Here is an 11,560-nt window from a genome sequence, read left to right as displayed (position 1 = left end):
GAGCGGGGGCCGGACGGCCCCGTCCCCGCCGCGCTCCAGACCCCCGGCTCGGGGGCGGCGCGCCCCCTCGCCCGCCCGCGCGCCGGAGCCACTTCCCGCCGGGCCGCCCGACAGCGGCGTCCGTACGCAAGTTACCCGGCGGTTTCGCGTGACTTCCCCGATCCGCGACAGTAGAACATGTTCCCATTCGCTCACGAGTGAGGAACATCACATGAGTGAACACCCCCTGTCCGCAAAGGGAACCGGCGGCGTCAGCCGTCGCCGGTTCCTCGCGGGAACAGGTTCCGTTCTCGGCGCCGCGGCCCTCGCCGGTCACGCCGCCCCCGCCCACGCCGACACCGGCGTCACCGCCGTCCCCCACACCCCCGTCCCCACCGGCGCGCACCTCCGCGCCCTCGTCATCGGCACCGGGTACGGCGGCTCCGTCGCCGCCCTCCGCCTCGCCCGCGCGGGCGTCGACGTCCACATGGTCGAGATGGGCATGGCCTGGGACACCCCCGGACCCGACGGCAAGATCTTCGCCAACACCACCCGCCCCGACTACCGCTCCTTCTGGCTGCGGACCCGCACCAAGCAGCCCCTGAGCAACTTCCTCGGTTTCCCCCTCGACAAGGACGTCCCCCGGCACACCGGCATCCTCGACGCCGAGGACTTCGCCGGCATCACCGTCTACCAGGGCCGCGGCGTCGGCGGCGGCTCCCTCGTCAACGGCGGCATGGCCGTCACGCCCCGCCGCGAGAACTTCGCCGCCATCCTCCCCACCGTCGACGCGGCGGAGATGTACTCCACCTACTACCCGCGCGCCAACGCCGGACTCGGCGTCACCGCCGTCGACCCGGCCTGGTGGGAGAGCGCCTCCTGCTACCAGTACGCCCGCGTCGGCCGCAAGCACGCCCAGCGCTCCGGCTTCCCCTTCGTCTTCGTCCCGAACGTCTACGACTGGGAGTACATGAAGCGGGAGGCTGCCGGAACCGTACCGAAGTCGGCCCTCGACGCCGAGGTCATCTACGGCAACAACCACGGCAAGAAGACCCTCCAGAAGACCTACCTCGCCCAGGCCGCCGCCACCGGCCGCGTCACCGTCTCGGCGCTCCACAAGGTCACCTCCGTCACCCCGGCGCCCGGTGGCGGCTACACGGTCGCCATCGACCAGATCGACACCACCGGGGCCACCCTCGCGAGCAAGACCGTCACCGCCGACAAGGTCTTCTTCGCCGCCGGCAGCGTCGGGACGAGCAAGCTCCTCACCCGCCTCAGGGCCACCGGAGCCCTCCCCGCCCTCAACGACCAGATCGGCAAGGGCTGGGGCGACAACGGCAACGTCATGTGCGGCCGCGCCAACCACATGTGGGACCCGACCGGCAAGCTCCAGTCGGCCATGCCCACCGCCGGCATCGACAACTGGGACGCGGGCGGCGCCTTCGCCGAGGTCGCCCCGCTGCCCACCGGCATCGAGACCTACGCCTCCTTCTACCTCTCCATCACCAAGACCCCGCACCGTGCCGAGTTCACCTGGAACGCGGCCACCGGCACGGTCGACCTGAGCTGGGACCGGGCCTGGAAGCAGGCCTCCATCGACGCGGCGAAGACCATCTTCGACAAGATCAACGCCAAGGAGGGCACGATCTACCGCACCGACCTCTTCGGCGCGTACAAGATCTGGGGCGACCACCTCACGTACCACCCGCTCGGCGGCGCCGTCCTCGGCCGCGCGACCGACAACCACGGCCGGCTCCACGGCTACACCGGCCTGTACGTCATCGACGGCGCCCTGATCCCCGGCAACGCCAGCGTCAACCCGTTCGTCACCATCACGGCCCTGGCCGAACGCAACATCGAACGGATCGTCGCCGAGGACTTCTGAGGGCGGAACGGAAGGGCCGGCCGGTGCCCCGGCCGGCCCTTCCGCACATGACTAGTGCGTCGGCAGCACGCACACCGTGTCGAGCCCGAGCACCCGGTTGAGCCGCCCGAACGCCAACCACGAGCCCAGGCTCATCGTCAGTTCCACGATCTCCGCCTGGCTGTACCGGGCCGTCATCCGCTCCCAGAACTCCTCGTCCAGGCCGTGATGGTCGAGCGCGTACCGCTCCGCGTACTCGGCCGCGAGCCGCGTCCGCTCGTCGAAGGCCTCCGAGACCTCCGTCTCCCGCCAGGCCGCGACGACCTCGTCGAAGCCCTCCTCGACCTTCACCCCGTCCCGGTCCGTACGCCAGTCCAGACAGAAGCCGCAGCCGTTGATCTGCGCGATCCGCAGTCGTGCCGCCTCGAACTCGCGCAGCCCGAGCGTCGTATGGGCGTACACGGAGAGCGAGAAGTTCGCCGCCGCCGTCCCGATCTCCGGGACCAGGTCGCCCCACACGTACCCGATCGGCTCCTGGCCCTCGGGAATGTCGATGATCACCGCGGTCTCCTTCCCAGCTTCCCGACCGCCGGCCGCAGCGGCACGTCCAGCGCGTCGTACAGTCCCGGCTCCGCCGCCGCCAGCCAGTCGATCGCCCCCACGAGCCGGCCCACCGCCGTGGCGTTCCCGCCCGCCGACCGGTTCTCGCCCTCGGCGGTCGCCGCCACCGTCACCTCGATCCGGGGACTTCCCTCGACGATCACCCGGTGCGCCCCCGCCCCGTCCGGCGGTACCGGCCAGTCCGGCGCGCAGGAGGGGTGGATGCGGGTCACGTGCTCGATCACGATCCGGGGCTCGCCGCCGACGATCCCCTGCACCTCGAAGCGGATCGCGCCCTGCGTGCCCGCCTCGAAGACGCCCATCGTCCTGGTCCTCACGGTGGAGCCGAGGGGGCGCCGGTCCACCGTCTCGCGGATCTCGTCGAGTTCGGCGCCGAGCGCGCGGGCCATCAGCCGCACCTGCCCGCCCCACACCATCGTCGGCACCGACGGCAGCAGCATCGGCGGCTCGTACGCCATCGGCCGGCCCATCCCGATCAGGTCCCGGACCGACTCCTCCTGCTCGTACGTCGAGTAGTCGAAGATCTCCTGGCAGCGGATCACGTCCACCGTGCTGCCGAGTCCGCTCACGAGCAGCGGCAGCACGTCGTTGCCCCAGCCCGGGTCGACCCCCGACACGAACAGCGAACCGCCCCCCTCGGCGACGGCCGCGAGCACCGGATCCCGGAACTCGGGCGGCGCGTTGCGCTGGTCGTACAACGGGTACAGCGCGGGCGTGACCACCACCGCGCCCGTCCGTACCGCCCGTGCGACGTCGTCGAGCGCCCCGTCGGGCCGCGTGTCGCCGGAAGCCGCGTACACCACCGCCCCGGGCCGCCCGTCGAGCACCGCGCCGACGTCGTCGACGGCCACCACCCCGAGATCGTGGCCGAGCCCCGCGAGCCGGCCCGCGTCCCGCCCGACCTTCGCCGGGTCGGAGACCAGCACGGCCGCGAGCTCGAGGCCTGGATGGGCGTCCACGGCGCGGATCGCCGCGCGCCCGACGTTTCCGGTACCCCACACCACCGTCCGAATCATGCGCGGAGGGTAGCGCCGGACCCCGAAGGTTCCCAGACCCGTGACACGGTGAACTGACGACTCGTCAGGAAAGCTGTGGTCAGGGCAGACGCAGTGTCACGAACGGCACCGTGTCCCCCGGCAGGACGTACCGCTCCACCTCCACGAAGCCGCGCGCGAGCGCGAACCGCAGCCCCTCGGCGTTCGGGGCGAGGACCACCGTCTCGACGCCCTCGCCGCTGAGTGTCCGCGCGTGCGCGAGCCCCCGCTCGTACAGCGCGATCCCGAAACCGCGTCCCCGGAAGCCGGGCAGCGTCCGTGCGATGACGGTGGCCGCCGCGGTCTCCCCGTCCGGCGGCCGCACCGTCGAGCAGCCCACCGCCACCTCCCCGAGGTACGCGACCTCCAGCCGGTTCCGGCCCGCCCGCTCCCGCACCTCGTCGGGGGAGAGCACGGCCGTCGGAATGACCGTGTTGTGGACGGCCCGCCAGTCCGCGAGCCGCGCCTCGTCGGCCGCCCGCTCGATACGAAGATCGTTCATCCGGGCGGGAAACCGTCCCCGGCCCGGCCGGTCAACCACTTTCCGGCGCGGGACCGCACCCCGGTGGACGCGGCCGTACGGGTGAGGCCACCGGCACCGCCGCAGCGCCGCCCGCCGAACGGGTACGGATCACAGCACTGCCCCCGGCCAGGAGGATCCGTCCATGTCCGTCCGCAAGGGCGCCCCCGCACTGCTGAGCGCCGGCACACTGTGCGCGGCCCTGCTGCTCACCGGCTGCGCGAGCACCGCGCCCACCCCCGCACCCGCCGGGCCGGCCACCACGGCCCCGTCCGCCGCCGGTGATTCCCGCCCCGACGGCGCCCCGGCCCGCGCGGCGGACAAGGCGGGCGGGCCGACGAGCGCCCTCTCCTCCGCCCCCGTCCCCGCCGTCAGGATCCCCGGCGTCGGCCCCGCCACCGGCAGGCTCGTCCCCGACGGCACCACCCAGGCGCTCGTCGTCACCGGCACCACCGCCGACGACAACACGTCCACCGCGACGCTGTACGAACGCGACACAAGGGGCCGTTGGGCCGAGACGGCCGGACCGTGGCCCGCCCGCAACGCGCTCCGCGGCTGGACCGCCGATCACCACGCCGGTGACCTGCGCACCCCGATCGGGGTCTTCCGGATCGGCGACGCCGGCGGCCGGCTGCCCGACCCCGGCGCCCGCATCCCGTACGACCAGGACGCGGAGTTCGCCATCAGCGGCACCGGCTTCTCCGGCGAACCCCTCGAAGGCTCCTTCGACCACGTGATCGCCATCGACTACAACCGCGTCCCCGGACGGACCCCGCTCGACAAGGAACGCCCGCTCGGAGCGGGGAAGGGCGGCGGGGTCTGGATCCACGTCGACCACGGCGGACCCACCCAGGCCTGCGTCGCCCTGGACCGGGAGGCGCTGCGCACACTGCTGCGCGCCCTCGACCCGGCCAGGGAACCCGTCGTGGTCATGGGCCCGGCCCCGGTACTCGCCCGCTGAGCGACCGGAGCGACCGGAGCGACCTTGAGCGGTCGGAGGGCGGGGCGGCCGCTCAGTTCCCCCCGCCGGTCCCGACCGCCCCGCGGAACGAGGCCGTGTGGTTGCGGACCTGTTCCGGAGTCAGATACGCGTCGGTGTACTCGAAGTCCCGCAGCGTGCCCGACTTCGACGCCAGGAACCCCGTCCGTACGAAGTCGTCCCCGGCCACGGCGTTCAGCAGCCAGTTCGTCATCACCCGGGTCTTCGCCACATTGGTCCGCAGCGCCGCCCAGTGGTACGCGCGGGCCACGGCCTGCGCGGGCATCCCGTGCAGCTCCACGCCGAGCGGCTTCGACACCCCGTCCCTGCCGCCGAGGTCCACCACGAGACCCAGGTCCTTGTGCGCGTACGGACGGGTCCGCTCGCCGCGCAGCGTCGCCACCAGGTTGTCGGCGACCGCCTTCCCCTGCCGCATCGCGTGCTGCGCGGTCGGCGGACAGATCGCCCCCTCCTCGCCCTTGGCGAGATCGGGCACGGCCGCCGCGTCACCCAGCGCCCACAGCCCGTCGAGCCCCGGCACCGCCATCTCGGCCGAGACGGCGAGCCGGCCCCGGACGGTCTCCGCGCCGAGCGTGCCGATCAGCGGACTCGCCGCGACCCCGGCCGTCCAGATCAGCGTCCGGCTCGGCAGCACCCGCCCGTCCGTGAGCGTGACCGTCTCCTCGTTCACCGAGGCGACCGACACCCCGAGCGACACCTCGATCCCGCGCCCGGTCAGGATGTCCATCGCGGCGGCGCCGAGCTTGTCGCCCAGCTCCGGCATCAGCTTCGGCGCGATGTCCACCAGATGCCACTTGATCAGCTTCGGGTCGATGCGCGGGTACCGCTTGACCGCGTTGCACGTGAGCTGTTGGAGACAGGCGGCCGTCTCGGTCCCCGCGTAGCCGCCGCCGACCACCACGAACTGGAGCCGTGCCGCCCGTTCCTCGTCGTCGTTGCTCGCGTCCGCCAGGTCCAGCTGCGCGATGACGTGGTCGCGGATGTACACGGCCTCCGCGAGCGTCTTCATCCCGCGCGCGTGCTCGGCGAGCCCCGGGATGTCGAAGCTGCGGGTCACGCTGCCGGGCGCCAGGACGAGGTGGTCGTACGGCTCGGTCACGTACTCGCCGGCGATCGTCCGCACCACACAGACCTTCGCCGCCGTGTCCACCCCGACCACGCCGCCCGGCACGATCCGGGTGCGGTGCCGCTCGCTGCGGCGCAGCGACAGCGCGACCGACTGCGGGGTCAGCACCCCCGCCGCCACCTGGGGGAGCAGTGGCAGGTACAGCTGGTAGGAGAACGGCGAAAGCAGCGTGAGCTCCGCCTCCCGCTCCGTGAGGCGTCGTTCGAGCCTCCGTACGCAGGCCACTCCGGCGAATCCGGCGCCCACCACGAGAATCCTCGGTCGCGTCACGCTGTCCGCCCTTCCATTGGAGCGTGCCAGCCATGGGGCAATCCATGGCTGACTATCCTTATTTCACCCTTTTTATCGTCATTGTGTCCGGATCGCCCTTCGGCATGGTCCGCCTTGTCTCACGGACGGCCGCGCGGGGACCGGCACGACGCTCGGCTACCCCCTCGCGGCCGTTCCATCGCCCCGCCCGGGGCGAGGCCGGTCGGAGGGCTCAGAAAACTCGGAGAACTCGGAGAACTCAGAGGACGACGATCCCCAGCGGACGCGAGCCCGCGGGCAGTCGGCGGGTGTCGCCCGAGTCGAGGTCGACGATGCTCAGGCCGTCCCAGTAACCGTCCCGGGTGAACCCACCGGTCACATAGGCGGTGCGACCGTCCTTCGACACGGTCACGCTCTCGTGCGGCCCCTCCAGGGGATGGACCCGCTCCGCCCCGCCGGGCGTCCGGACCGTCAGCGACGGGCCCTGGTCCACGTCCGGGTCGATCGGGCCCGTGCCCACCGTGAGGAGCGTCCCGTCGGCCGTCACCGCGGCCCCGTGCTGATGGGTGTTCGCGGTCATCGGTTCGATCGTGGTCCGGCCCGTCCGGGGGTCGACGACCGCGAGCCGCTCGCCCTCGAAGGGCAGCAGCAGCTTTCCGTCCGAGGGTCGCACGGCCGCGTAGTGCGGCTTCAGCCAGGAACCGAGCCCGCCCTCCGTACCGTACGGGGCGACCTCCACCCGGCGCGGCTCCAGCGTCCCCGCCGACACGACCGTGACGTCGAAGGAGTCGTGGTTCGTCGCGTACACCTCGGCGCCGTCCCGTGACACGTCCACGTCGAACGGGCGCCGGCCCACCGGCACCGTGTCCGTGACCTCGAGCGTCGCCGTGTCGATCACTTCCAGGGTGCCGTTCCCGCCGGGCACGTTGACCCCCACGTACACCCGCCGTCCGTCCGGAGCAAGGGCGATGCCCATGCCGCCGCCCCGGTACTCGCCCGTGGTCACGGGCCCGGAATCCGTCTCGTACGGAACGAGCGCGAGCCGCTGCCGGGTCGCCGTGTCCACGACCGCCACGCCCTCGGCGGTCGCCACCCAGGCCCGCCCGTCCGCACCGGCGACCAGACCGTACGGCGCGGTGCCGACCTCCACGGAGCCCGTGCCGCCGCGCGCCGGGTCGACGAAGGTGACCGTGTCGGAGCCGAAGTCGCTCACCAGGAGCGTGCCCGGGGCGGGCTTTCCGGTCGGTCCCGGCGTCACGGGGACGGAGGAACCCGCCGTGGGAGACGCTCCGGCCGGTGGCGTCGTCCCGGCGGCGGAGGCCGCTCCTCCGGACCCCTGCGCGCACCCGGCGAGCACGGCGACGGCCACCACGGCGGGCACGAGCACCCGGGGGGAACGGGACGCACGGCGGAACTTCGTCATGACGGACTCCTCGGTACGGCGATCACGGCCGGCGCCGCCGGGAGACGGCCCCGCACCCTGCCCCGATCCTCCGCCCGTGCCCGGCCCCGTACGATCCGACAGCCGGCCCCCCCACCCGCGGCGGTACGGATGACACCGGGGTCGGCCGAACGGCTGACCCCTCCGGCCCGCGCCGCGCCCCCGGCCTCCGACCCCGTCCTCCCGGGGAAGGCTCAGCGCCGCAGTCCGTCCAGGAAACACCGCACCCGCTCGACGCACAGCGCCGCCGCCTCCGGCACATGGGACGGCGAGCCGGACTCCGCGAAGAGGTGCGCGCTCCCCGGGTACAGGAACAACTCCCGGTCCGCCGCGTCCGCCACGAGCGCGCGGGCGGCCGCCAGGTCACCCTCGTCGACGAAGTACGGATCGGCGTCCATCCCGTGCACCTGCACGGGCACGCCCGCCGGCCAGGAGTCGCCGAACTCCGACACCGGCACGCAGGCGCTGAACAGCAGCGCGCCGAGCGCCCCCGGCCTGGTCTGCGCCAGCTTCTGCGCGGGCAGCACGCCCAGCGAGAACCCGGCGAGGACGATCTCCTCGGGCAGCGCGTCGGCGGCCCGCTCGCCCCGCGCCACGAGCGTGTCGAAACCGATCTCCTGGGCGTACCGGGCCCCGGACTCCAGATCGGTGAACGTCCGCCCGTCGTACAGGTCGGGCACGTGCACCGTGTGCCCGGCCCGCCGCAGCGCGTCGGCGAAGGAACCGACGCCCTCCGTCAGCCCGAGCGTGTGGTGGAACAGCAGAACCTCGGCCATGTCGTCATCCCCCGGTCACCGTTCGCGGCCCGCCCACCGTGGTACGGGCCGTCCAGGAGGAAGCATGGTCCATGGCACTGACAACGCCCGGAACCGGCGGACCGGGCCGGGCGAACGGCTGCCCCGACGGCTATCGCAGCGGCCGGTGCGGCAGGACGGCGCCCGCTTGGCCCACGACGCCCATCGGGCCGCCGACACCCATCTGGCCGTTGGCGCCCATCGGACCGCCGGAACCCATCTGGCCGCCGGGACCCATCGGACCACCGGAACCCATCGGACCACCGACACCGGCGTGCGCGACGGCGCCCTGCGGTCCCGTGACACCCTGCGGCGGCATCTGGATGACCCGGCTCAGGTCCCGCAGAACCTCCTCGGCGACCTGGCGGACGTCACCCGGAACATCCCCCCGCTCCCGTATGAGCTCGGCGTAGATCGGTGCCGTGCCGTCCGCGTGGTTCATGGGGCTCGCTTCCTTCGTCAGCGCCGGTGACGTCACCGGCGGGGAGACGGCGAGTCTACGGGGCACCACCGACACGCCCGGGATCGGGAGCCGGCGCACCCTCTGCCACCGAGCCCCCCGCCCCGGAAAATCGCTGTCCTCCCGGCTCCCACCGGCCGAGAATGGATCATCGAACACCCGGGAGGGACCCCATGAGCCAGGCGACCCTGACTCTGCACGACCTGATGCCGTCCGAGGAACTGGCCGCCGCGCTCGCGGACGGGCACGTCACGCGCAAACGGCACCCCGCGCTGCCGCTGTCGATCTACACGTACACGCGCGCGTGCCAGTACGCGCAGCACTGGAACAGGGCGACCACGCGCTGCCGCGGCCTCGTCGCCGACGACATCACCGGACGGATCGTCGGACTTCCCCTCCCCAAGTTCTTCAACGTCTCCGAGCACGCCTCGGGCCGCCCCTACGCGCCCCCGCTGCCCGACGAGCCCTTCGAGGTGTACGACAAGGTCGACGGCAGCCTCGCCGTGGTCTTCCACTACGACGGCCGCTGGCACGCCGCCTCCAAGGGCTCCTTCAGCAGCGCCCAGGCGACCTGGGCGCAGCGCCGTCTGGACGCCGCCGACACCACGGGCCTGACCCCCGGCGTCACGTACCTCGCCGAGATCCTCTACCCGGGCAACCGCATCGTCGTGAACTACGGCGACCGCCGCGACCTCGTCCTGCTCGCCGCCTTCGGCCGGGACGGCACCGAGATCCAGCTCGCCGAGGCCGCCGCCGGCTGGCACCCCGTCGGCTCCGTCGTCCGCGCCTGGACGGTCGCGAGCCTCGCCGAGCTCGTCGCCCTGACCGAGTCCGACACCCTGCCCGGCGGCCGGCGGGCCACCGGCACCGACGCCGAGGGCTTCGTCGTGCGCTTCGCCTCCGGCCTGCGCGCCAAGGCCAAGCTCGCCGAGTACGTACGCCTCCACAAGGTGCTCACCGGCGTCACCGAACGCGACATCTGGCGCGGCCACGGCATCCAGCGCTTCGCCGCCCTGCCCGCCGCCGAGCTCGCCAAGGGCCTGGGCTGCGCCGTCGCCGACGTCGAGGCCTCCGGCGGCAAGCCGCTCGACGCCCTCCTCGAACAGGTCCCGGACGAGTTCGACGCCTGGGTCCGCCAGGTGGTCGCCCGCCTCGAGACGGCCGCCGCCGACCGGGAGCGGGCCGTCGGCGAGGCGTACGCCCGCCTGTCCCACCTCGCCGGCGACCGGGGCGCCTTCGCCCGCGCCGCCGCCGGCGTGTCCGACCGGGGCCTGCGCGCCGCCCTCTTCCTGCGCCTCGACGGCCGCCCCACCGACCTCCTCGTATGGCGACAGCTGCGCCCCGAGGCCACCGACCCCTTCGCCCACGACCAGGAGAACTGACCGTGCCTGTCGTTCACGTCATGACCGGCCTCCCGGCCTCCGGGAAGACGACGGCCGCCCGCGCCCTCCAGGCCGCCGCCGAGGGCCGCGTACGCCGCGTCAACCTCGACGACCTCCGCGCCATGCTCGACCTCCCCGCGACCGGCACGGCCGACCGGGGCCACTCCCGCACCCATGAGCAGACCGTCCTCGGCATCCAGGACGCCGCCGTCCGCGCGGCCGTCGACGACGGCTTCGACGTCGTCGTCGACAACACGCACCTGACCCCGCACATCCCGAAGCGGCTGAAGGCCGCCGTCGCGGGCCTGGCCACCTTCGCCGTCCACGACTTCACCTCGGTGCCCGTCGACGAGTGCGTCCGCCGCGACGCCGCCCGCGAGCGGCCCGTCGGCGAGGAGATCATCCGCATCCTCGCCGACAAGCACGCCAAGGCCACCCGGGGCGGCTGGCGGCTCACCGCGGACTGGCTCAACGACCGGGCGGCCGTCGAGCCCTACGTCGCCGACCCGAGCCTCCCCACCGCCGTCATGTGCGACATCGACGGCACCCTCGCCCTGCGCGTCGACCGTGGCCCGTACGACTTCACCCGCTGCGACCGCGACCTGCTCAACGCCTCCGTGCGGGACGCCCTGCGCGCCTTCCGGCACACCGAGCGGGACCGGATCGTCCTCCTGTCCGGCCGGAGCGAGGACCACCGCGCCCTCACCGAGAGCTGGCTCGCCCGCCACGAGGTGCCGTACGACGAACTGTGGATGCGCGCCTCGGGCGACGGCCGCGGCGACGACCTCGTGAAGGCGGAGCTCTTCGACGCGCACGTGCGCCACCGCTACGCCGTCCGTGTCTCGCTCGACGACCGCGACCGCGTCGTCGCTCTCTGGCGCCGCATGGGTCTGCCCACCTGGCAGGTCAACTACGGCGCCTTCTGACCGCACGACGGCCGGTGCTCCGGCCGGTGCGGCGCCCGGTGCCGTGACCGGTGTCGCGGGGGGGGGGCGGGCCCCCCCCCCCCGCCCGGGAAGCTCGGGGGGGGGGGGTAAAAATAAAACCGGGGGGCGACGGGGCCGGGGAGGGGAACCCCCCCCCCCCCCCC

At 73.4% G+C, this 11,560-nt stretch carries 11 protein-coding genes; 4 read left to right on the top strand and 7 right to left on the bottom strand.

What is annotated here, in order from left to right; genetic code table 11:
- Positions 1 to 211: 211 nt before the first annotated feature.
- Positions 212 to 1,864: a GMC oxidoreductase gene (locus ACFWUY_RS38175; RefSeq protein WP_384120938.1), complete on the top strand. Its 1,653-nt coding sequence runs from the start codon at positions 212 to 214 to the stop codon at positions 1,862 to 1,864.
- A 51-nt stretch (positions 1,865 to 1,915) separates the two neighbouring features.
- On the opposite strand, the gene ACFWUY_RS38170 is transcribed toward ACFWUY_RS38175, so the two are convergent.
- The 3 genes from ACFWUY_RS38170 to ACFWUY_RS38160 all read right to left on the bottom strand — a co-directional run bounded on the left by ACFWUY_RS38170 (position 1,916) and on the right by ACFWUY_RS38160 (position 4,000).
- The gene (locus ACFWUY_RS38170; protein ID WP_384120936.1) at positions 1,916 to 2,404 is read right to left on the bottom strand and encodes a carboxymuconolactone decarboxylase family protein; all 489 of its coding nucleotides are present in this window, start codon (positions 2,402 to 2,404) and stop codon (positions 1,916 to 1,918) included.
- Positions 2,401 to 3,480, bottom strand: a complete 1,080-nt coding sequence (locus ACFWUY_RS38165; protein WP_384120934.1) for a dihydrodipicolinate reductase — start codon at positions 3,478 to 3,480, stop codon at positions 2,401 to 2,403. Before ACFWUY_RS38165 ends, ACFWUY_RS38170 begins: the two co-directional genes overlap by 4 nt.
- A 79-nt stretch (positions 3,481 to 3,559) precedes the next feature.
- Positions 3,560 to 4,000: a GNAT family N-acetyltransferase gene (locus ACFWUY_RS38160; protein WP_384120931.1), complete on the bottom strand. Its 441-nt coding sequence runs from the start codon at positions 3,998 to 4,000 to the stop codon at positions 3,560 to 3,562.
- Between the two features lie 163 nt (positions 4,001 to 4,163).
- Here ACFWUY_RS38160 and ACFWUY_RS38155 point away from each other — a divergent pair, with 163 nt between their 5' ends.
- Entirely contained in the window at positions 4,164 to 4,979 is an 816-nt protein-coding gene (locus tag ACFWUY_RS38155) for a L,D-transpeptidase family protein (RefSeq protein WP_384120928.1), read from the top strand.
- A 52-nt stretch (positions 4,980 to 5,031) separates the two neighbouring features.
- Here ACFWUY_RS38155 and ACFWUY_RS38150 read toward each other — a convergent pair whose 3' ends face one another.
- From ACFWUY_RS38150 to ACFWUY_RS38135, 4 genes are all read right to left on the bottom strand, one after another.
- On the bottom strand, positions 5,032 to 6,414 hold the full coding sequence (locus tag ACFWUY_RS38150; protein WP_384120926.1) for an NAD(P)/FAD-dependent oxidoreductase: 1,383 nt from the start codon (positions 6,412 to 6,414) through the stop codon (positions 5,032 to 5,034).
- A gap of 238 nt (positions 6,415 to 6,652) precedes the next feature.
- Positions 6,653 to 7,816, bottom strand: coding sequence for a hypothetical protein (locus tag ACFWUY_RS38145; RefSeq protein ID WP_384120924.1), 1,164 nt, complete (start codon positions 7,814 to 7,816; stop codon positions 6,653 to 6,655).
- A gap of 212 nt (positions 7,817 to 8,028) precedes the next feature.
- Positions 8,029 to 8,610 (bottom strand): dienelactone hydrolase family protein, encoded by a 582-nt coding sequence (locus tag ACFWUY_RS38140; RefSeq protein WP_384120920.1) that lies wholly within the window; start codon positions 8,608 to 8,610, stop codon positions 8,029 to 8,031.
- A 130-nt stretch (positions 8,611 to 8,740) separates the two neighbouring features.
- Positions 8,741 to 9,070, bottom strand: coding sequence for a hypothetical protein (locus ACFWUY_RS38135; protein ID WP_384120918.1), 330 nt, complete (start codon positions 9,068 to 9,070; stop codon positions 8,741 to 8,743).
- A 191-nt stretch (positions 9,071 to 9,261) separates the two neighbouring features.
- Here ACFWUY_RS38135 and ACFWUY_RS38130 point away from each other — a divergent pair, with 191 nt between their 5' ends.
- Both ACFWUY_RS38130 and ACFWUY_RS38125 read left to right on the top strand, forming a co-directional pair.
- Positions 9,262 to 10,470, top strand: coding sequence for an RNA ligase (locus ACFWUY_RS38130; protein ID WP_384120916.1), 1,209 nt, complete (start codon positions 9,262 to 9,264; stop codon positions 10,468 to 10,470).
- Positions 10,471 to 10,472: 2 nt separating this feature from the next.
- The gene (locus ACFWUY_RS38125) at positions 10,473 to 11,396 is read left to right on the top strand and encodes an AAA family ATPase (protein WP_384120914.1); all 924 of its coding nucleotides are present in this window, start codon (positions 10,473 to 10,475) and stop codon (positions 11,394 to 11,396) included.
- The last annotated feature ends 164 nt before the right edge of the window (positions 11,397 to 11,560 follow it).

Origin of the sequence: Streptomyces sp. NPDC058664, from assembly GCF_042716635.1 — a bacterium.
Classification (GTDB): Bacteria; Actinomycetota; Actinomycetes; order Streptomycetales; family Streptomycetaceae; genus Streptomyces.
This window is presented reverse-complemented; position numbering and strand designations above follow the sequence as displayed.